This window comes from Streptomyces sp. NBC_00631, from assembly GCF_045206895.1.
Lineage (GTDB): Bacteria > Actinomycetota > Actinomycetes > Streptomycetales > Streptomycetaceae > Streptomyces.
Genome location: NZ_CP107734.1, coordinates 2,384,591 through 2,403,607, shown reverse-complemented (window position 1 = coordinate 2,403,607; position 19,017 = coordinate 2,384,591). Strand labels below are relative to the sequence as shown.

Genomic DNA, 19,017 nt, shown 5'->3' with positions numbered 1-19,017 from the left:
GGCCAGGCCAAGGCACAAACGACCTGCCGGCCGACCCAGGTACAACCCAGCCACCAACCACCGGCAGCCGCTCCGGGAACAACCACAGCCACCAACCACCAGCGTGGCCTGTGGCTGTGGCTGTGGCTGTGGCTGTGGCTGTGCCTGTGGCCGATGGCCACGGGGTACGGGGTACGGGACGGCCGCCCCGGGTTCCTCGGCGGCCGGCCGGTGGTTGTGGGCAGTCGTTCCGCTGGGGCGGAACGGGTGGGCACAACCACCCACAGCCGCGCACCCGGCACACAACGCCCAGCTACCGGACACCTGACCCGCCAAACCGCCCCGCCGCTTAAAATCTGCACGTCAGGGCTACAGCAACGCCTCGGAGGAGCCGCCTCGTCATGGCCGAACACCCCGCCTACCCCGTAGGCCTCCGCCTCACCGGCCGCAAGGTGGTCGTCCTCGGCGGCGGCCAGGTCGCCCAGCGCCGCCTCCCCGCCCTCATCGCGGCCGGCGCCGACATCACCCTCGTATCCCCGGAAGCCACCCCTTCCGTCGAAGCGATGGCCGACGCCGGTGAGATCACCTGGGCCAGGCGCGCCTACCAGGACGGCGACCTCGGCGAAGCCTGGTACGCGCTGATCGCCACCAGCGACCCCGCCGCCAACACCGCCGCCTCCGCCGAAGCGGAGCGCCACCGCGTCTGGTGCGTGCGTTCCGACGACGCCGACCAGGCCACCGCCTGGACCCCCGCGACCGGCCACAGCGAGGGCGTCACGGTCGCCGTCCTCACCACCGACGCACGCGGCCGCGACCCCCGCCACACCGCCGCCATCAGGGACGCGGTCGTCGAAGGCCTGCGCGACGGCACCCTCGTCGCCCCCCACCACCGCAGCCGCACCCCCGGCGTCGCCCTGGTCGGCGGCGGCCCCGGCGACCCCGACCTCATCACGGTCCGCGGCCGCCGCCTGCTCGCGGCCGCCGACGTCGTCATCGCCGACCGCCTCGGCCCTCGCGATCTCCTCGCCGAGCTCCCGCCGCACGTCGAGGTGATCGACGCGGCGAAGATCCCGTACGGCCGGTACATGGCCCAGGAGGCCATCAACAACGCCCTGATCGAGCACGCCAAGCAGGGCAAGTCGGTCGTACGGCTGAAGGGCGGCGACCCCTACGTCTTCGGCCGGGGCATGGAAGAGGTCCAGGCGCTCGCCGAGGCCGGGATCCCCTGCACGGTCGTCCCCGGCATCTCCAGCTCGATCTCCGTACCGTCCGCCGCGGGCATCCCGGTCACCCACCGGGGCGTCGCACACGAGTTCACGGTGGTCAGCGGCCATGTCGCGCCGGACGACGAGCGTTCGCTGGCCGACTGGCCGTCCCTCGCCAAGCTCACCGGGACCCTCGTCGTCCTGATGGGCGTCGACAAGATCGGGAAGATCGCCGAGACACTGGTCGCGCACGGGAAGTCCCCGGACACGCCCGTCGCCCTGGTCCAGGAAGGCACGACGGCCGCTCAACGCCGGGTCGACGCGACCCTCGCCACGGTCGCGGAGGTCGTCCGCACGGAGGAGGTCAAGCCCCCGGCGGTCATCGTGATCGGCGAGGTCGTGACCGTGGGCCCGCGGACGGCGCCCTGAAGGGCACTGACGTAACCCCTGGTAACACAACTCGTTCCAGCCCGTTGGCACCACACCCAGGACAAGGCAGTATCACCCTGTGGCCGATCTCATCACCGTTGAGGATCCCGACGACCCGCGCCTGCGCGACTACACGGGCCTGACCGACGTCGAGTTGCGCCGCAAGCGCGAACCGGCCGAGGGTCTGTTCATCGCCGAGGGCGAGAAGGTCATCCGCAGGGCGAAGGACGCGGGCTACGAGATGCGTTCCATGCTGCTGTCCGCCAAGTGGGTCGACGTCATGCGCGATGTCATAGACGAACTCCCGGCCCCCGTCTACGCGGTCAGCCCGGAGCTCGCCGAGAAGGTCACCGGCTACCACGTGCACCGCGGTGCCCTCGCCTCCATGCAGCGCAAACCGCTGCCGACGGCGGCCGAGCTGCTGCGCACCACCCGCCGGGTCGTCGTCATGGAGTCGGTCAACGACCACACCAACATCGGCGCGATCTTCCGCTCGGCGGCCGCCCTCGGCATGGATGCGGTGCTGCTGTCACCGGACTGCGCCGACCCGCTCTACCGGCGCAGTGTGAAGGTCTCGATGGGCGCGGTCTTCTCCGTGCCGTACGCCCGTCTCGACACCTGGCCCAAGGGGCTGGACTCGGTCCGCGAGACCGGGTTCACGCTGCTCGCCCTCACCCCGGACGAGAAGGCCCGCAGCCTGGACGAGGCCGCCCCGCACCGGATGGACAGGGTCGCCCTCATGCTCGGCGCGGAGGGCGACGGCCTCTCCACCCAGGCCCTGGTCGCCGCCGACGAATGGGTGCGCATCCCGATGTCCCACGGCGTCGACTCCCTCAACGTGGGCGCCGCGGCCGCGGTCGCCTTCTACGCGGTGACCGCCGGCCGCCCCGCGGCGTAGGACCCCCTACTCCCTGAGGGCCACGGCCTTCGCCGGCACGACACCGGAACCGGGCACGCCCATCCCGTGGGCGGGCCCGGAACAGCCCTGGGCCAGCGCGATTCCGAGCGCCACCAGCAGGGTCACCACCACGAACACGAACAGCCGCTGGCGCAGCAACCGCGGATTGGCCGGCCGCCGTCCGGTACTCGTGGGACGGGGCGCCGGACGCCCGGCGCCACCGCGCGACGCGGGCCGGCTCCCGGTGCCGTTCCCGGGCCGGGTGCCGTTGCCGCGGGGGGCGGGGGTGGGGCGTGAGCCGTTCGTCCGTGGCGGCAGACCGCCGGTCGGGCGCGGACCGCTGCCGCCGCGGGAGGGGACGTTGCCCCGCATCGGCGCACCCGTCGCTCCCGACGACTGCGGCCGGCGCTGGGTGCGCTGCGGATCCGGGTAGGTGTCGGTGAGCCGCCCGGTGGGGCGGTCCGCCTCCGCGGCACGCGGCGCGGGCGGCCGTACGTCGGCCAGTCCCTGCGCCTCGCGCGCGGCGATCTCCTTCAGCCGGAGCGACAGCTGCAGCGTGCTCGGCCGTTCCTCCGGGTCCTTGGCCAGACAGGCCCGGACCAGTGGCGCGAGGGCGTCCGGCACCCCGTGCAGATGGGGCTCCTCGTGGACGACCCGGTAGAGCATCACCTCGGAACTGCCGTGCCCGAAGGGCGAGTCACCGGTCGAGGCGTAGGCCAGGGTCGCGCCGAGCGAGAAGACGTCCGTGGCGGGGGTGACGGCCGCCCCCCGCACCTGCTCGGGCGCGAGGAACCCGGGGGAGCCGACCGCCGTACCGACGTGGGTGAGGGTGGAGGCCCCGGTGGCCCAGGCAATGCCGAAGTCGATGATCCGCGGCCCCTTCGGGGACAGCAGGATGTTGGACGGCTTGAGGTCCCGGTGCACGACCCCGGCCTCGTGCACCGCGACCAGGCCCTCGGACAGCGCCGCGCCGACCGCCGCCGCGTCCGCCGCGCCCAGCGGGCCGTCGTCGGCGACCTTGTCGTGCAGCGAGGGGCCGGGCACGTACTGGGTGGCGAACCACGGCCGCTCGGCGTCGAGGTCCGCCGCGACCAGCCGTGCCGTGCAACCGCCCCTGATCCGCCGGGCCGCCGAGACCTCACGGGCGAAACGCGAGCGGAACTCCTGGTCCTCGGCCAGATCGGGCCGGATCACCTTCAGCGCGACCCGCTGCCCCTTCTTGTCGGAGCCGAGGTAGACCACGCCCATGCCGCCGGCGCCGAGCCTTCTGTGAAGCCTGAACGAGCCGACGACGCGCGGGTCCTCGCGCCTCAGGCGCATCATCGCCATGTTCATCCCCGCTGCCCGGTCCGTTTGACGTGGCACAGCTTACGTTTACCGGGCCGCCCGTGCGCAGAGGCCGCGCCCTCTCGGCCCGATGGATTGTCAGTGCCGGGTGCGAGACTTGAGGAGTGGTCAGGAAGGCGCCGTTATCGGCTCCTTTGAGCATCTGTCTGCTCCAACAAGCCGTCACAGAAGGGGGATTGATGCTGTGAAGGGTGACCGCGTGGAGATAGTCGTGGACGCCGGCGACACGACCCGCACATACGAGGTGGTGGCGAGCAGGGCAGGCCGCCGGGTGGAGACAGCGGTACGGCGGGGGGTGGTGGAAGTGAGCGAAGTCACGCGAAACGGCGCCGTCGTCCGGACCGCCCGCTTCATGGCGACCAGGGTCCTGGCGCTCGTCGAGCAGCCGGTGCCCCGCGAGGACAGCTCGGAAAAACCGGGAAGGACCGGGCACCCCCTCCGGGAAGTCCCCGAGGGGTAGGACGAGACGCAGTACTCCGTCTCCACCCAGAGGAGTAGACCGCAGGTCACGGCTCATCCTCTCGGAGGCCCGCGATTCGGTACGAGGGCATGACGTCCGCGAGGTGCCACGCGCCTAGATTTGAGGTCAAGCGGCGGGTGCAGCACTCGTCCCCCGAGGTCAGACACCCGCCGCTGCCAACGACAACTGAGAACGGTCAGGAGAGGGACCATGGCCCTTACGGCACAGCGGACACACACCACCCGCCCCCGCCGACAGGGCCGTCGCCACCCGCTGGTGGCGACGCTGATGGCCCTTCCCCTGGCGGCCCTGCTCCTGCTCGTCTTCGACGGCTGGGAGACGGTGGCCACACAGGCGTCGTCCGTGGGAGTGATGCTGGGGCGCTGAGCGGCGACCCCAGGCCCGGAAGAGCGGTCCGGGCGGGGACATCCACCTGTGAAACCCCGTGGGGACGGGGGTGCGGCGGACGGCAAAATGCCGGCGCAGCTGGGGAGCTGCGCCGGCATTGCTTTTTACGGGGCGCCGGTTTCGTACGTACGCAGCTGCGGGCCGGTGGGGGCTGGTCGCGCAGTTCCCCGTGCCCCTTGCGGGGCGCTCCAGTCGCGTCGGCCTCCTGGCTGCGGGCAGGCGTGCCGCAGGACGATGGGGGTCCCCGCGCGGGCGAAGCCGGGGGTCCCCCTCCGGGGGAGGCACCCCGCCGGCGCGGGCGAGCGAGACCCCGGTACCCCAGCCCCCACCCCGCTCCGCCATGGACCCTGGACCACCGCACCCACGTACCCTCACGGCAGCACAGCCGCCGCACTTCCCGGGGGACCCCATGACCGCCGACGTACTACCCCAGCTGACCGCCAGGATCAGAGCCGCCGCCCACCCCGACGCGGCCCCCTTCGCCTGCGCCTGCGCCACCACCACCCTCGCTGACCGCCCCGACACCACGGTCCTCCGCCACGCGGACACCGTCGCCAAGGTCCACGCCCCCGACACCGACCCCGCCGCCCTCGCCCTCCGCCTGGCCACCGCCGCCCGCCTCCCCGACGTCTTCCTCCCGCCCCTCGCCCCGGCCCCCGCCGCGTTCGTCGGCGACCGCCCGGTCACCCTCTGGCCGTACGGCGCCCCCGTGGACCCCGACGCCCCCGAATCCGCCCCCTGGGAAGCCGCCGCCACCCTCCTCGCGCGGCTCCACCGCACCCCGCCCACCCCCGGCGCACCGCCGATGCGCGGCCCCGCCAAGGCGGCCCTCGCGACAGCCCGCCTCCAAGAAGCCCTCGCCGGCGCTGGCCCCCACCCCGCCGCCCCGCCCATCCTCCGTGCGTGGTCCGCTCTGCCCGCGTGGGCCCGCGCCCAGGCGCCCATGCCCGACCACCATCCCCGCACCCTCTGCCACGGCGACCTGCACCTGGGCCAGCTGGTCCGGTACCCGGCGCCGAACGGCCCGTGGCGGCTCATCGACGTCGACGATCTCGGCGTCGGCGCCCCCGCCTGGGACCTGGCCCGCCCGGCGTCCTGGTACGCCTGCGGCCTCCTCCCGGCCGACGCGTGGACCCGCTTCCTCACCGCCTATCGCGCGGCCGGCGGTCCGGCCGTACCGGAGGACGGCGATCCCTGGCCCGCCCTGGACGTCCCGGCCCGCGCCCTCACCGTCCAGACCGGGGCCCGGTACCTCACCAAGGCGATCACGGCGGACCGTCCGCTGGACGAGGTCGAACAGTCCCTGATCGACGCGTGTGCCCGGATGGCCCCGGAATGACCCCCGGCCGGCCTCGGAACGACCTTGATCCCCGCCCGGTTGGCGCATGATTTCCCGAAGTAGGCTGCAACCGACCGGGGTCGGACGGAGTCTGTCCTGGGAGAACGTGAAGCAGTTTTTACCGGCGAGGAGTTGAGCCGACCATGCAGTGTCCGAAGTGTCATGCGCCGATGCACACCTACAACCGCAACGGCGTCCAGATCGAGCAGTGCAGCGGCTGCCGGGGCATCTTCCTCGACTACGGCGAGCTGGAGGCGCTGACCCAGTTGGAGGCGCAGTGGTCCAAGCCCGTCCCGCCGTCGGCTCCGCAGGCGTACCCTGCCCCGCCCGCCCCGGCCTGGGGCGCCCCGCACGGTGGCGGTCACCACGGCGGCGGCCACGGTGGGCACTACGGCGGCCACGGCCATGGTCACGGCCACAAGGGCTGGGCGCACATGCTCTTCTCCAGCTGACCGCACGAAGAAAGCCCCGGCCGTACGAGACGGCCGGGGCTCTTTGCTGTGTGGACGATACTGGGATTGAACCAGTGACCTCTTCCGTGTCAGGGAAGCGCTCTCCCGCTGAGCTAATCGTCCTCGGGACCGTGATCCCGGGATCACAGGCACTGCGTGCGCGATACTGGGATTGAACCAGTGACCTCTTCCGTGTCAGGGAAGCGCTCTCCCGCTGAGCTAATCGCGCGAGGCGGATCCGCGGTCTTCCGACCAAGATCCAGTGGACGATACTGGGATTGAACCAGTGACCTCTTCCGTGTCAGGGAAGCGCTCTCCCGCTGAGCTAATCGTCCTTGGAGGTGGAGACGGGATTTGAACCCGTGTAGACGGCTTTGCAGGCCGTTGCCTCGCCTCTCGGCCACTCCACCAGGAGTGTAGGGGATCGGGAAGACCCCTGGTTTCCTGCGAGCGGACGACGAGGCTCGAACTCGCGACCTCAACCTTGGCAAGGTTGCGCTCTACCAACTGAGCTACGTCCGCCTGTCGTTTCGGTCCGCTCTCGCGTCCCGGCGACGTGTTGAACTCTAGCGGATTCCCGGGCCAGCACAAAAACGCGTTTGCGCAGCGTGCTGCGCCGGACCCGACGGATGACGTGGTCAGGGCACCCTTGACGCCATGCCCGGGTCACCCCCAGGACACCCGCCATAGACTCGACGACGTGCTCCATCATCCTCCTCTCGCCCGGTTCGGTGACCGTGTCGCCACCGGTCTGCTCGACGTCACCAGCGATCCCGAGGCCCTCGACTCCTCCGGTTTCTGGGCGGTCTGCGCGGATTTCGAGGGCCGGCTGACCTGCGCCCGCTTCGGTGACGTACGGGAGGAGCCGGTGCCCGCCCCGGCGCCGGGGCGGTGGCGGGGACCGGCGGCCGGTGACTGGACGTCATCCCTCGACCGCGCCGCGTACACGGCGGCGGTACGGCGGATCCGCGCGCACATCGCGGCCGGGGAGGTCTATCAGGCCAACCTCTGCCGTGTGCTGTCCGCGCCGATCGCCCCGGACGCCGACGTGGACGCCCTGACCGCGCTGCTGGCCCGCGGCAACCCGGCACCGTATGCCGGAACGATTCGCCTCCCGGAGCACGGGGTGGAGATAGCCACCGCCTCGCCCGAACTGTTCCTGCGCCGGGCGGGACGGACCGTCGAGAGCGGCCCCATCAAGGGCACCGGCCGCACCGAGGCGGACCTCCTGGAGAAGGACTACGCCGAGAACGTGATGATCGTGGACCTGGTCCGCAACGACATCGGGCGGGTCTGTGCCACCGGCACCGTGACCGTCCCCGACCTGTGCGCCGTGGAGAAGCACCCGGGGCTGGTCCATCTGGTCTCCACCGTCCGGGGCGAGCTGGCAGCGGACGCAGGCTGGCCCGAACTGCTCGCCGCGGCCTTTCCGCCCGGCTCGGTCACCGGGGCGCCGAAGTCGAGCGCCCTGCGGATCATCGATGCCCTGGAGACCGCGCCGCGCGGCCCGTACTGCGGCGGCATCGGCTGGGTGGACGCGGACCGGGGCACCGGCGAGCTGGCCGTGGGCATCCGTACCTTCTGGATCGACCGGGGCGCGGGCGCGCTCCGGTTCGGCACCGGGGCCGGGATCACCTGGGGTTCCGACCCGGAGGGTGAATGGCGGGAGACCGAGCTGAAGGCCGCCCGGCTGCTCGCGGTAGCGTCGGGTACGTACGACGTGAACGGAGGGGTCTGAGTTGAAGATCTGGCTGGACGGCGGGTTGCAGGACGAGGGGTCCGCGCGTGTCTCCGTCTTCGACCACGGGCTGACCGTGGGGGACGGCATTTTCGAAACGGTGAAGGCGACCGAGGGGAGGCCCTTCGCGCTCACCCGCCACCTCGACCGGCTGACCCGTTCGGCCCGGGGCCTCGGCCTGCCCGACCCCGACCACGACGAGGTCCGCCGGGCCTGCGAGGCGGTGCTGGCGGCCAACCCGATGCCGCTGGGTCGGCTGCGCCTCACCTACACCGGCGGCCACGGCCCCCTCGGCTCCGACCGCGGCGACCGCGGTCCCACCCTCGTGGTCGCCCTCGGCGAGACCAGCCGCCGCGCCGACTCCACCGCCGTGATCACGGTCCCCTGGACCCGCAACGAGCGGGGCGCGCTCACCGGCCTGAAGACCACCTCGTACGCCGAGAACGTCGTCGCCCTGGCCCGCGCCCACCAACACGGCGCCTCCGAGGCCCTGTTCGCCAACACCGTCGGGCAGCTCTGCGAGGGCACCGGCTCCAACGTCTTCGTCGTCCTCGACGGCGAGATCCACACTCCGCCGGTCGCCTCCGGCTGCCTGGCCGGCATCACCCGCGCCCTGGCCGTCGAGTGGACCGGCGCCCGGGAGTCCGACCTGCCCCTGGACGTCCTGGAGCGGGCCGACGAGATCTTCCTCACCTCCACCCTGCGCGACGTCCAGGCCGTGCACCGCGTCGACGACCGCGAACTCCCCGGCGCGCCGGGCCCGGTGACCGCCAAGGCCATGCGCATCTTCGACGAGCGTTCGGGCGAGGACCTGGATCCCTGAGAGTCCCGCTCAGGGGCAGCGTCGGATGAAGCCTCGCCGGGGGCTGACGTCAGGGTCTTTTGGGGCTGACGTCAGGGTCTCGGGCGGGTAGAACACCCCTGATGACCACGACCCTGCGGCCGACCGAGCCGCTCCAGCACGGCGCCGACGGAGCGCTGTCCCGCCGCTTCCAGGTGTGCGTGAACAGCAGGCCCGTCGGCACCCTCCACCTCGGCACCTCGAAGAACCTCGGCCCCGGGGTGGCCCGGATCGTCGACCTGCGCATCGAGGAGCCCGACCGCCGCCGGGGCCGGGGCACCGTGGCCGCGCTCGCCGCGGAGGAGGTGGCGCGCGGCTGGGGCTGCGGGCAGATCGAGCTGGGTGTGCCGGCCGCCGCGGGGCCGGTGCTGCGGCTCGTCCAGGCGCTCGGCTACGTCCCGCGCAGCCGGGGCATGGAGAAACGGCTCGGAGACATCCCGCCCGCCCTGCCGCCGGGCAGCCGCGGCCGTGCCATGACCGAGGCCGAGTACGAGAAGTGGCTCGCGCACGAGTCGGAGGCGTACACCCGCACGTGGATCGAGCGGGGCCTGGCCCCGGCCGAGGCACACGAGAAGTCGCGGCGCGACCACGAGCGGCTGCTGCCGCGCGGGCTCGCCACGGAGGACATGCGGGTCAGCATCCTCGAACACGAAGGGACCCGCGTCGGCACCCTGTGGGTGGCCTTCCGGGAGGACAGCGCCTGGGTGTACGACGTCGAGGCCGACGCCGCCCACCGCGGCCAGGGGCACGGCCGCACCCTCATGCTGCTCGCGGAGGACCAGACGATCGCCGCCGGCAGACGCGTCCTCGGCCTCAACGTGTTCGCCGGCAACGCCCCGGCGGAACGGCTCTACGAGTCGCTGGGGTACGCCACCGTGCGCTACGTCCTCTACAAGAACCTGATCTGAGCCCCGGTCACGCCTGCCTGGTCACGCCTGCTCGGCCAGCAACCGGTCGGCGATCTCGGCCACGCGCTCGCGCAGGCCCTCCTGGCTCTTGCCGCCGTCGAGGCGTTCGCCGCCGATGACGTAGGTCGGGGTGCCGGTCACGCCGATGGCCTTGCCCTCGGCCTGGTCGGCGTCCACGATCAGGATGTGCCGGCCGTCGACCAACGCGGTGTCGAACTCCTCGGCGTCCAGGCCCAGTTCACCGGCCACCTCGACCAGGAACGGCTCGCCCCCGCGGTCCAGCTCCTCGACGCGGCCGAGGACCGCTTCGACGTACTCCCAGCCCTTTCCCTGCTCCAGAGCCTCCTCGGCGGCCTGCGCGGCGGCGAAGGCGTGCTTGTGCTTCTCCAGCGGGAAGTGCCGCAGCCGCAGCTCCAGCCGGTCGCCGTACCGGGCACGCAGGGCACGGAGATCGTCCAGCGCACCGCGGCAGTCAGGACACTGCAGTTCACACCAGACGTCGAGAACCAGGGCGCCGGTGCGCACGGGGGAGTCGTTCATACCGCCCAGTCTTCCAGCCCACGCTCCGTCGACCCAATCGAGCCGACGTCAGATGTCGAGGTGGTCGGTGGTGGGGCTGAGGCCGGGGGTGGGGACGCTCACCGGCGCTTGCCGGGTGCCTCTCCCAGAGGGGGCACCCGCGGCGACCGCCCGTGCCGCCCCAGCGGCACGACTGCCCGCGGCTGAAACCGCCACGCCGCCCGCGGCCGAGAAACCGCCATGCTGCCCGCAGCCGGGAAACCGCCATGCTGCCCGGGGCTGGATGAGCCCGCATGAGCGGCCGCGGCTGGATGGATGCGGCGGCTGTGGCCGGGACAGCGGTGGCTGTGGGCGGGGACGGGTGGTGGTCGGCTGTCGGGTGGGCGGTGGGCGGCAGTAGGCACCGGCGGCAGCGCGGCGGGTGTGGTCGTGGCTCGTACCTGGGGTGGAGGTGACCCGGAGAGGACCCCGAGATGCCCCTGATTGTCGGGCCTGGGCATGGATCGCACGGGCCGGGCGGTGCACGATGGAAGGGGCGGAGCAGCGCGCGCACCCCAGCCTCGCCCCGCCCGCCCGACCCCGCCCGCAGGAGGACCGGATGATCGCCGAGACAGTCTGTTCCGCCGTGTCCGCGGCGGGCCTGGGCATCGCCGTGGTCACCGCCTATCGCAAGCGGTACCTGGCAGCGGCCCGCATCGCCGCCTACTCTCTCGTCCCCATCGGCCTGGTCATGACCGGCGTGGTCGGCTGGCTCGCCGATACCGCGTTCAGTCCCACCGCCTGGGCGGGCTTCGGCGTCCTGGGCGTGGCCTGGGCCCTCTTCTGGAGCACCCGCGCCGTGGAGCGCCGGCGCGGCGGCACCCGCGGCACCCGGGCCGAGCGGAAGGCGGCCGCGCGGGGCGCAGAGCGCGACGCCGTCGCCCCCGCCTCCTCGGCACCGTCCCTGGGTCCGGCCACCCGCCCTGCGAGCAGACCCGCGGCGGCCCCCCGGAGCACCGCCTCGGGCGACGACTTCAGCGACATCGAGGCCATCCTCAAGAAGCACGGAATATGACGCTCCGTGGCGAGGGGAGCGGCGCTGCTCGGCCGGGCCGCGACCGCATGCATATGACAGTCACATGAGGCATTGAAACGACACAGTGCGCCTGCGGCGTGCGCCGAAGTGTTCAGAGGATGGGCGGAAGTGAAACGGACATCGCGGAATTCGGCGAACTCCCGCCCATTCCGGGCGTGTTGATCGCGCGACGGCTGCCCGCTGGGACATCATCGCCGCGAGATGCTGGACACGAAACAGAGCGAGGCCGCGCCACCGAACGGCGAGCCCCGCGGGTGCCTCTTCGCCCTTTCCCAGCCACCGCTGATGATCTTCCTAGCGGTGATCGGGTGTCTGCTCCTCATGGCTGCGCTGCACGACCTGCTGTGGCTGTGAGCCGTACCCGCCAGTCCCGGCGCCACCCGCCGGGACCGGCGTCGGCATCGACGCCCCGGCGCTCCCGGGATCAGCCGGCCGCCTCCTTGCGGCGTGCCCGGTATGCGGCGACATGCAGCCGGTTTCCGCAGGTCCGGCTGTCACAGTAGCGACGCGAACGGTTACGGGAGAGGTCGACGAAGGCGCGCCGGCAGTCCGGGGCCTCACAGCGCCGCAGCCGCTCCTGCTCCCCGGCGACGACGAAGAACGCGAGCGCCATCCCGCAGTCGGCGGCGAGATGGTCGGCCACCGAGGCGCCGGGCGCGAAGTAGTGCACATGCCAGTCGTAGCCGTCGTGGTCCGTGAGCCGGGGCGTGGTGCCCGCGGCGGCGACCAGCTCGTTGATCATCCCGGCCGCGGCCCGGGCGTCGGCAGCGGCGAAGATGCCCGCGAACCGTCCGCGGATCTTGCGCACCGCCGAAAGATCGAACTCCGACAGCACACCCACATCGCTGATGTCGTGGTTTCGTACGAAATCCTGGAGAGCCGCGACATCGGCCAGTTGGTCCGACGCCGTGTCGTCCTCCGGTGCGGTGTTCACCAGATCCACCACGGCGTCGAGAGAACACCGGGTGTCGTGGGTGATCAGCACGTTTCGCTCCCTGGCCTGAGGGTCGGGCGGGCGCCCGCCGATGGTGGCCGATGGTAGCGACATACGGGGGCCCCGCACCGTGCCCTGTCCCACTCATGACTGTCCAGTGGAACGCTCACCGCCCTCCGGCGGTTCCCCGGGCACACCGGCGCCGCCCCGTGACCGAACACGGTGGCGGCGCCGGTGCTGCCCTATGCGGTTGTCTTGGCCCGAGCCGTCTCCCCGAGTGGACGGCGCCGGGCGGCTTTCAGGGGCCGCGCCCTAGCTCTCCGCCAGGATGTGGGAGAGCTCCTGATCGAGATCGAAGTGCCGGTGTTCCGTGCCGGGGGGCACGGCGGCGTCTGTTCGCTTCAGGAAGGATTCCAGGGCCCGCGCCGGGGCTTCGAGCAGAGCTTCGCCTTCCGGAGAGCTCAGGGCGATGCAGACGACGCCCTGACCGTGACTGCGGGACGGCCAGACGCGGACGTCGCCGGTGCCGGTGGGGCGGTGCAGCCCCTCGGCGAGGAGGTCGCGGGCGAACACCCACTCGACGGTCTCCTCGGCTCCGGTGTGGAAGGTGGCGTGCACGGCGTAGGGGTCGGCCGTGTCGTACCGCAGGCCTGCGGGGACAGGCAGGGAGGACTCGCTCGACACAACGAGGCGCAGGTGCAGCTCGCAGCTGACCGTGGTGTTCATAAGCGCCAGGGCCTTTCGCTCAGTGTGCGCTCGGGGATTCGCACGTCGGCGAAATCGACATGCCACCTACGGTGCCGTTGTAAACCCCTCTGAGTGTTTTGCGTGTGTTTACGTAACTCTTCCGGCCGAGAACCTGGACGCGATCTACGACCATTCCGGTGACCGGAATCGCTCAGGTAGGGTTTGGTCGTATGAATACGGGGAGTAACGAACCGGGCGAGGTCACCGTGGCCTCGGACGGGAGCGAGGTGGACGGGACGACGACGGACCGGGCGCGTGACGAGCGGGGGCTCGGATCACGGGCGCCCGAGTTCATCAAGGCGCGCCGGATGCTGCACCTGAGCTGGCAGGTCGGGGTCTTCGTGGTCGGCTTGGCGATCGTGGCCCTGGGCATCGTCCTGCTGCCGTTGCCCGGGCCGGGCTGGGTGATCATCTTCGCCGGCATGGCGATCTGGGCGACCGAGTTCGTCTGGGCCCAGCTGGTGCTGCGCTGGACGAAGCGCAAGGTCACGGAGGCGGCCCAGAAGGCTCTGGACCCCAAGGTGCGCCGCCGCAACATCACGCTCACGGCGATCGGCCTGGTGGTCGTGGGTGCCGGGGTCGGGATCTACCTCTCCAGGTTCGGGATCGTGATGCCCTGGAAGATCGAGGAGTGATCCGGCCGCCGGCCACAGGCCCTAAGGGCTGTCCGGCGGATCATGCCGCAGACGCGGGGTCTGGCACGCCTACCTGCCGCGTTGTCGTCGGTCGCCGACGTCACCCAGCCTTCGGCCGGGAGGTGCCCCCACCGCGTCGACTCCCTCCTCCGCCTTGCAGTCGGACGCACCGGACCCCGCTCGTCACGGCTGACAGCCACCGTTGCTGTCCTGCGACTTGATCTGCCGGACAGCCCCTGGGCGACTGGTCGGGGGCACCCCCTGACATGGGGTAATGTTCTTCCTGCGCCCGGGCGATTAGCTCAGTGGGAGAGCGCTTCGTTCACACCGAAGAGGTCACTGGTTCGAACCCAGTATCGCCCACCCGGAACCACGGCCCACCTGCGAGAGAGCAGGTGGGCCGCGGTCGTTCCAGGGCCGGTGGGCAGGGCTGCGACGGCCATGGCAACGTAGAGCGCGGCACGGCTGATGCGCGGAGGCGCGGACGGGCCGGTGCGGGGGCGGCGAGGCGGGCGCGGGGGCGGCGTGGTGGCGGCGTACGGCACCGTGATCACGGCAGGTGCCGTGACCCCGGTCAGGACCCTCGGGGAGCGCCGTGCGGCGGTCACCGCTCAGGCGCCTGCGCCGACGGCGGCAGGGCGGCAACGTGGCTCTCGGCGGCGCGCTGAGTCCGAACGCGAGCGGCGTAGGGGCCTGCGGACGCGTGATCGCCTTCGGCCCGACAGGGGCACGGCCTGCGTGTTTCCCCCGAGGCAGACGTAGATTTCCGGCCCCGGAAGCCGGCCTGGGAAACCGAACCGGAACCGCACCTGGAACCGAACCCGCTGGCCGGGCCGCACTCTGCGTAGTGGTCGGAGGTATGCGCCCCGAGCACCCACGCCCCAACCTCCGAGCCCCCAACCCTGGCACCCCGAGGCCGGCGGCACCCCGCCTCGGCCCGCCCTGCTCCTCCCTCACCCTCGCGCCCCGGAGCGGTCCTTCGAAGCTGTCCCCCGAAGCGCCCCGCCCCACCCCTCATCGCCCTCGCCCGCTCATCGAAGCCAACCCGTAACACCCGCCTCCCGCACGCCACTTCGCGTTCGACCACCCGACCGTGCGGCGCTCACCTGCGACGTCGCCCGCGCCGCGCCCCCCGCACCCGCGCCGCCCGGTTCCACCCCGCCGTCCCCGCCCACAAGAAATTCCTGTCCGAATCATTGACGCCTCACCGGCCCCTCCGTAACTTGTGCCAGCAAGCGCTTACTTGAAACGATTCATGCAGGCGTCGGCGACGCTGCGGGGAGGGGCCCGACTATGGGAACCAGCAGGAATGTGGAGAGGCGCACCATCCTGAAGGCGGCTGGAGCCTCGGCGGCCGCGCTCGGGCTCACCGCGACGGCCGGGTGTGGCGGCGGCAGTGGTTCCGGGGACGGAACGGTGACGATCCGTTACTCGTGGTGGGGTGCTGAGGAACGCGCGCAGAAGATCAACAAGACCATCGCGCTCTTCGAGAAGAAGTACCCGAAGATCAAGGTCAAGACCGACTTTCAGACGTATGCGTCCTTCTGGGAGAAGTTCCAGACGCAGGCCGCCGGCGGAAATCCCCCGGATGTTTTCCAAAATGCCGTCACCTTTCTCCGGAAGTACGACAAGCGAGGAATTCTCCTCGACCTCAAGTCACAGGTGCAGGCAGGAAATCTGAGCCTGGATCACTTCCGGGCCGGGGTGACGAAGGTCGGCCAGGTCGACGGAAAGCAGCTCGGAATCCCGGTCGGCTCCAACACCATGGCGCTGGTCATCGACAAGAAGGTCTACGAGAAGGCCGGCGTCGAGCCGCACGCGGGCTGGACCTGGGACGACTACTTCAAGGCCCTGAAGACCATCCACGACAGGACGAAGGTCGCGGGGGACACCGGCTACTTCAGCATCATGTACCTCTACGACCTCTACCTCCGCCAGAACGGCAAGGCGTTCTACACCGACGACGGACTCGGCTTCGACAAGGCCGACCTGACGGAGTGGTGGACCGACGGCTACAACCGCGTCAAGGCCGGCATCGTCACCGACCCGAAGGTCGTGGCCCAGGACACCCCCAAGTCCGCCCTCTCCGCAGGTCACGGCGCCTCCGAGTTCACCTGGGACAACTTCACCGTCCGCTACTCCTCCGAGGGCAGCAGCACCTACGGCCTCGCCCCGATCCCCACGATGGACGGCAAGCACACCGGGCAGTACCTCGCCTCCCTGATGCTGAGCGCCTCCGCCCGCACCGCCCACCCCAAGGAAGTCGCGCAGTTCATCGACTTCATGGTCCACGACCCCGAGGTCGGCAAGATCATGGGCTACGACCGGGGCATCCTCGCGAGCACCGAGCAGTACTCGGCGTACCAGCCGACGGACGCGGTGAACAAGGAGATCGCGCAGTACGAGGACGACACGGCCAAGGCAGGCGTCCTCGGCACGATCACCCCGCACCCCTCCGGTGCCGACACCATCGAGGCCGCCTTCCTGCGCATCGGCGGCGACCTCGGCCAGGGCAAGACCAAGGTCTCCGACGCGGTGAAGCAGTTCTTCACCGAGTCCGAGGCCGCCTTCCAGGCCTGATGGGACCTGCCGTGACGCTCGTCAAGGACTCCCCGCCCGCCGCCCGTGAGCCGCGTTCGGCCGCCTCCGCCTCCGCGGGGCGGCGGCCGGGCCGCCGGCGCGAGAACCTCGCCGGCTACCTCTTCATGTCCCCGTGGATCGCGGGCTTCCTGCTGCTGACCGCGGGCCCGATGGTCGCCTCGCTCTACTTCGCGTTCACCGACTACAACCTCTTCAACACTCCGAAGTGGGTCGGGTTCGACAACTTCACCAAGATGTTCGACGACCCCCGCTGGCAGAAGTCGGTGGAGGTGACCGCGAAGTACGTGGTCATCGGCACCCCGCTGAAACTGCTGCTCGCCCTCGGGGTGGCGATGCTGCTCGCCCAGAGCCGGCGCGGCCAGGCCTTCTACCGGGCCGCCTTCTACGCCCCCTCGCTCATCGGCGCGAGCGTCTCGGTCGGCTTCGTCTGGCGGTCCCTGTTCTCCGACGACGCGATCGTGGACCGTACCCAGTCCTTCTTCGGCTGGCACGTCGGCGGCTGGGTCGGCAACGCCGACTGGGTGCTGTACTGCCTGGTCGCGCTGACCGTCTGGCAGTTCGGCGCGCCCATGGTCATCTTCCTGGCGGGTCTGAAGCAGGTGCCGAGGGAGCTCTACGAGGCGGCCGAGATGGACGGCGCCGGGCCGTTCCGCAGGTTCTGGAACATCACCCTGCCGATGATCTCCCCGGTGCTGTTCTTCAACGTGCTCCTGGAGACCATCCACTCCTTCCAGATCTTCGGCTCGGCCTACGTCGTCTCCAACGGCACCTGCGGACCGGCCGACGCCACCCTCGTCTACACCTGCTACCTGTACGAGCAGGGCTTCAAGAACGCCCAGATGGGCTTCGCCGCCGCGATGGCCTGGATGCTGCTGCTGGCCGTGGCCCTGGTGACGGCCGTCCTCTTCTGGTCCCAGAAGAAGTGGGTGCACTACGAGGAGGACGCCCGATGAGCGCGACCACCACCGAGCCGACGCTCGCGACCCCCGCCAAGCAGCCCCTGCTCGGCCGCCGCCGGACCGGATCCCTCGGCTGGCATCTGGGCGCCCTGCTGATCCTCGCAGTCATCCTCTACCCGGTGGTCTGGGTGATCGGCGCCTCGTTCAAGCCCAGCAAGGACGTCATCAACAGCCTCCAGCTGCTCCCGTCCCACCCGATCCTGTCCAACTTCAAGGGCCTCGCCGACGGCATAGCGGACATCAGCATCTGGACGTTCTTCCAGAACTCCCTCTTCTACGCCGTCGGCGCGGTCGTCGGCGTGCTGATCTCCTGCTCGCTCACCGCCTACGCCTTCGCCCGCATCCGGTTCGCCGGCCGCAACCTGCTCTTCTCCCTGATGATCGGCACCCTGCTGCTGCCGTACCACGTGCTGCTGATCCCGCAGTACGTGATGTTCCAGAAGCTGGGCTGGATCAACACCTACACCCCGCTGCTGATCGGGAAATACCTCGCCACCGAGGCGTTCTTCGTCTTCCTGATGGTGCAGTTCATGCGGAACCTGCCCCGGGAGCTCGACGAAGCGGCCCGGCTCGACGGCTGCGGGCACTTCCGTATCTACTGGTCGATCGTGCTGCCGCTGTGCCGGCCGGCCCTGATCACCAGTGCGATCTTCACCTTCATCAACGCCTGGAACGACTTCATGGGCCCGCTGATCTATCTCAACGAGCCCGGCAAGTACACGGTTTCCCTCGGTCTGATGATGTTCCGCGACTCCGACGGCGTGGCGGCCAACTACGGCGGGATGATCGCCATGTCGCTGGTCGCGCTGCTGCCCGTACTGCTGTTCTTCCTCGCCTTCCAGCGCTATCTGATCGACGGAATGGCGACCTCCGGACTGAAGGGCTGAGGCCGTGGCCGACGACGTACGGGTGAGGACCTCGAACTTCTCCGACCGGTTCGGCGTCTTCGCCGAGTGTCTGCTCACCGGGGTGTGGATCGCGATCGGATCCCTGGGAGTCGTCACCTACCCGGCCGCCTTCGCCGCCGGCGCCCGCCATCTGCGCCGCCGTACCGGCCAGGTGGGCGGCGGCTGGCGGGAGTTCGTGAGCGACTTCCGGGCCGCATTGCCGGGCGGGTGGGTCGTCGGGCTGGCCGGCTGGGGCGCGGTCGCCGCCGCCTGGGTGGATGTCCAGGCCGTGCGGGCCGGGCTGCCCGGTGGGCCGCTCCTCGGGGCCGTCGGCCTGTTCGCGGTGATCGGCCTCGCGGTCGCGGGGCTGCGCGCGGCGGCCGTCTGGACGCCCGGCGACCGATGGCGCGCTCTGCTCCCGGCGGCCGGCCGGCGTACCGTCCTCGACCCCGGCGGATCCTTCCTGCTCGTCGGGGGAGCGGTCCTCGTGGTCTGTTCCGCCCTGCTCATCGCGCCGCTGGCGGTGCCCGTGCTGGGTGCCCTCGCGGCGGCGGCCGTCGCCGTGGAGGAGCGTCACCGGCGCCGCCACAGCTGACCGGCCTGGCACCAGGGTCGGCGCCCCGGCGCCGCACCTCGCTCTGTCATGCCCCTGACCA

The 19,017-nt window shown here is 71.1% G+C and carries 20 protein-coding genes and 6 tRNA genes; 17 read left to right on the top strand and 9 right to left on the bottom strand.

Features of this window, described 5'->3' with window-relative positions:
- Positions 1-380 precede the first annotated feature (380 nt).
- A complete protein-coding gene (gene cobA / locus OHB00_RS11030; RefSeq protein ID WP_406433712.1) occupies positions 381-1,613 on the top strand; it encodes a uroporphyrinogen-III C-methyltransferase in 1,233 nt (410 codons plus the stop codon).
- 79 nt (positions 1,614-1,692) lie between these two features.
- A complete protein-coding gene (locus OHB00_RS11025) occupies positions 1,693-2,511 on the top strand; it encodes a TrmH family RNA methyltransferase (protein WP_406433710.1) in 819 nt (272 codons plus the stop codon).
- A 6-nt stretch (positions 2,512-2,517) separates the two neighbouring features.
- On the opposite strand, the gene OHB00_RS11020 is transcribed toward OHB00_RS11025, so the two are convergent.
- Positions 2,518-3,846: a protein kinase domain-containing protein gene (locus OHB00_RS11020; RefSeq protein ID WP_406445721.1), complete on the bottom strand. Its 1,329-nt coding sequence runs from the start codon at positions 3,844-3,846 to the stop codon at positions 2,518-2,520.
- Positions 3,847-4,042: 196 nt separating this feature from the next.
- On the opposite strand from OHB00_RS11020, the gene OHB00_RS11015 reads away from it, so the two are divergent.
- From OHB00_RS11015 to OHB00_RS11000, 4 genes are all read left to right on the top strand, one after another.
- Entirely contained in the window at positions 4,043-4,318 is a 276-nt protein-coding gene (locus OHB00_RS11015; RefSeq protein WP_406433708.1) for a hypothetical protein, read from the top strand.
- Between the two features lie 210 nt (positions 4,319-4,528).
- Positions 4,529-4,705: a hypothetical protein gene (locus OHB00_RS11010; RefSeq protein WP_046726640.1), complete on the top strand. Its 177-nt coding sequence runs from the start codon at positions 4,529-4,531 to the stop codon at positions 4,703-4,705.
- A gap of 430 nt (positions 4,706-5,135) precedes the next feature.
- On the top strand, positions 5,136-6,065 hold the full coding sequence (locus OHB00_RS11005) for a phosphotransferase family protein (protein ID WP_406433706.1): 930 nt from the start codon (positions 5,136-5,138) through the stop codon (positions 6,063-6,065).
- 143 nt (positions 6,066-6,208) lie between these two features.
- The gene (locus OHB00_RS11000) at positions 6,209-6,517 is read left to right on the top strand and encodes a zf-TFIIB domain-containing protein (protein WP_406433704.1); all 309 of its coding nucleotides are present in this window, start codon (positions 6,209-6,211) and stop codon (positions 6,515-6,517) included.
- 51 nt (positions 6,518-6,568) lie between these two features.
- On the opposite strand, the gene OHB00_RS10995 is transcribed toward OHB00_RS11000, so the two are convergent.
- The 5 genes from OHB00_RS10995 to OHB00_RS10975 form a co-directional block, all read right to left on the bottom strand.
- Positions 6,569-6,640, bottom strand: a tRNA-Val gene (locus OHB00_RS10995).
- 34 nt (positions 6,641-6,674) lie between these two features.
- Positions 6,675-6,746: transfer RNA gene (locus OHB00_RS10990), tRNA-Val, on the bottom strand.
- 34 nt (positions 6,747-6,780) lie between these two features.
- Positions 6,781-6,852, bottom strand: a tRNA-Val gene (locus tag OHB00_RS10985).
- 1 nt (position 6,853) lies between these two features.
- Positions 6,854-6,927, bottom strand: a tRNA-Cys gene (locus tag OHB00_RS10980).
- A 39-nt stretch (positions 6,928-6,966) separates the two neighbouring features.
- A tRNA-Gly gene (locus OHB00_RS10975) sits at positions 6,967-7,039 on the bottom strand.
- A 178-nt stretch (positions 7,040-7,217) separates the two neighbouring features.
- On the opposite strand from OHB00_RS10975, the gene OHB00_RS10970 reads away from it, so the two are divergent.
- The 3 genes from OHB00_RS10970 to OHB00_RS10960 all read left to right on the top strand — a co-directional run bounded on the left by OHB00_RS10970 (position 7,218) and on the right by OHB00_RS10960 (position 10,004).
- Positions 7,218-8,255: a chorismate-binding protein gene (locus OHB00_RS10970; RefSeq protein ID WP_406433702.1), complete on the top strand. Its 1,038-nt coding sequence runs from the start codon at positions 7,218-7,220 to the stop codon at positions 8,253-8,255.
- Between the two features lies 1 nt (position 8,256).
- Complete coding sequence (locus OHB00_RS10965) at positions 8,257-9,078, top strand: aminotransferase class IV (RefSeq protein ID WP_406433700.1); 822 nt, start codon at positions 8,257-8,259, stop codon at positions 9,076-9,078.
- 101 nt (positions 9,079-9,179) lie between these two features.
- On the top strand, positions 9,180-10,004 hold the full coding sequence (locus OHB00_RS10960; RefSeq protein ID WP_406433698.1) for a GNAT family N-acetyltransferase: 825 nt from the start codon (positions 9,180-9,182) through the stop codon (positions 10,002-10,004).
- Positions 10,005-10,025: 21 nt separating this feature from the next.
- Here OHB00_RS10960 and OHB00_RS10955 read toward each other — a convergent pair whose 3' ends face one another.
- The gene (locus tag OHB00_RS10955; RefSeq protein WP_406433696.1) at positions 10,026-10,544 is read right to left on the bottom strand and encodes a DsbA family protein; all 519 of its coding nucleotides are present in this window, start codon (positions 10,542-10,544) and stop codon (positions 10,026-10,028) included.
- Positions 10,545-11,121: 577 nt separating this feature from the next.
- On the opposite strand from OHB00_RS10955, the gene OHB00_RS10950 reads away from it, so the two are divergent.
- Both OHB00_RS10950 and OHB00_RS10945 read left to right on the top strand, forming a co-directional pair.
- The gene (locus OHB00_RS10950; protein ID WP_406433694.1) at positions 11,122-11,577 is read left to right on the top strand and encodes a hypothetical protein; all 456 of its coding nucleotides are present in this window, start codon (positions 11,122-11,124) and stop codon (positions 11,575-11,577) included.
- 222 nt (positions 11,578-11,799) lie between these two features.
- Positions 11,800-11,952: a hypothetical protein gene (locus tag OHB00_RS10945; RefSeq protein WP_406433692.1), complete on the top strand. Its 153-nt coding sequence runs from the start codon at positions 11,800-11,802 to the stop codon at positions 11,950-11,952.
- Positions 11,953-12,022: 70 nt separating this feature from the next.
- On the opposite strand, the gene OHB00_RS10940 is transcribed toward OHB00_RS10945, so the two are convergent.
- Complete coding sequence (locus OHB00_RS10940; RefSeq protein WP_406433690.1) at positions 12,023-12,583, bottom strand: CGNR zinc finger domain-containing protein; 561 nt, start codon at positions 12,581-12,583, stop codon at positions 12,023-12,025.
- Between the two features lie 261 nt (positions 12,584-12,844).
- A complete protein-coding gene (locus OHB00_RS10935; protein ID WP_004002642.1) occupies positions 12,845-13,258 on the bottom strand; it encodes an SsgA family sporulation/cell division regulator in 414 nt (137 codons plus the stop codon).
- A gap of 191 nt (positions 13,259-13,449) precedes the next feature.
- Here OHB00_RS10935 and OHB00_RS10930 point away from each other — a divergent pair, with 191 nt between their 5' ends.
- From OHB00_RS10930 to OHB00_RS10905, 6 genes are all read left to right on the top strand, one after another.
- Positions 13,450-13,914 (top strand): TIGR02611 family protein, encoded by a 465-nt coding sequence (locus OHB00_RS10930; protein WP_406433688.1) that lies wholly within the window; start codon positions 13,450-13,452, stop codon positions 13,912-13,914.
- Between the two features lie 291 nt (positions 13,915-14,205).
- Positions 14,206-14,277: transfer RNA gene (locus tag OHB00_RS10925), tRNA-Val, on the top strand.
- A gap of 930 nt (positions 14,278-15,207) precedes the next feature.
- The gene (locus tag OHB00_RS10920) at positions 15,208-16,494 is read left to right on the top strand and encodes an ABC transporter substrate-binding protein (RefSeq protein WP_406433686.1); all 1,287 of its coding nucleotides are present in this window, start codon (positions 15,208-15,210) and stop codon (positions 16,492-16,494) included.
- A gap of 11 nt (positions 16,495-16,505) precedes the next feature.
- Positions 16,506-17,468, top strand: a complete 963-nt coding sequence (locus OHB00_RS10915; protein ID WP_406433684.1) for a carbohydrate ABC transporter permease — start codon at positions 16,506-16,508, stop codon at positions 17,466-17,468.
- Positions 17,465-18,361: a carbohydrate ABC transporter permease gene (locus OHB00_RS10910; RefSeq protein ID WP_406433682.1), complete on the top strand. Its 897-nt coding sequence runs from the start codon at positions 17,465-17,467 to the stop codon at positions 18,359-18,361. Before OHB00_RS10915 ends, OHB00_RS10910 begins: the two co-directional genes overlap by 4 nt.
- Before the next feature lie 4 nt (positions 18,362-18,365).
- On the top strand, positions 18,366-18,956 hold the full coding sequence (locus OHB00_RS10905; protein ID WP_406433680.1) for a hypothetical protein: 591 nt from the start codon (positions 18,366-18,368) through the stop codon (positions 18,954-18,956).
- The last annotated feature ends 61 nt before the right edge of the window (positions 18,957-19,017 follow it).

What these genes read in the sequence shown, in the direction of transcription:
- OHB00_RS10955 (WP_406433696.1), bottom strand. Translation starts at nt 10,544, where the DNA reads ATGAACGACTCCCCCGTGCGCACCGGCGCCCTGGTTCTCGACGTCTGG.
- OHB00_RS10950 (WP_406433694.1), top strand. Translation starts at nt 11,122, where the DNA reads ATGATCGCCGAGACAGTCTGTTCCGCCGTGTCCGCGGCGGGCCTGGGC.
- cobA (WP_406433712.1), top strand. Translation starts at nt 381, where the DNA reads ATGGCCGAACACCCCGCCTACCCCGTAGGCCTCCGCCTCACCGGCCGC.
- OHB00_RS10920 (WP_406433686.1), top strand. Translation starts at nt 15,208, where the DNA reads ATGGGAACCAGCAGGAATGTGGAGAGGCGCACCATCCTGAAGGCGGCT.
- OHB00_RS11005 (WP_406433706.1), top strand. Translation starts at nt 5,136, where the DNA reads ATGACCGCCGACGTACTACCCCAGCTGACCGCCAGGATCAGAGCCGCC.
- OHB00_RS10930 (WP_406433688.1), top strand. Translation starts at nt 13,450, where the DNA reads ATGAATACGGGGAGTAACGAACCGGGCGAGGTCACCGTGGCCTCGGAC.
- OHB00_RS10945 (WP_406433692.1), top strand. Translation starts at nt 11,800, where the DNA reads ATGCTGGACACGAAACAGAGCGAGGCCGCGCCACCGAACGGCGAGCCC.
- OHB00_RS10910 (WP_406433682.1), top strand. Translation starts at nt 17,465, where the DNA reads ATGAGCGCGACCACCACCGAGCCGACGCTCGCGACCCCCGCCAAGCAG.
- OHB00_RS11000 (WP_406433704.1), top strand. Translation starts at nt 6,209, where the DNA reads ATGCAGTGTCCGAAGTGTCATGCGCCGATGCACACCTACAACCGCAAC.
- OHB00_RS10935 (WP_004002642.1), bottom strand. Translation starts at nt 13,258, where the DNA reads ATGAACACCACGGTCAGCTGCGAGCTGCACCTGCGCCTCGTTGTGTCG.
- OHB00_RS10960 (WP_406433698.1), top strand. Translation starts at nt 9,180, where the DNA reads ATGACCACGACCCTGCGGCCGACCGAGCCGCTCCAGCACGGCGCCGAC.
- OHB00_RS11010 (WP_046726640.1), top strand. Translation starts at nt 4,529, where the DNA reads ATGGCCCTTACGGCACAGCGGACACACACCACCCGCCCCCGCCGACAG.
- OHB00_RS11020 (WP_406445721.1), bottom strand. Translation starts at nt 3,846, where the DNA reads ATGAACATGGCGATGATGCGCCTGAGGCGCGAGGACCCGCGCGTCGTC.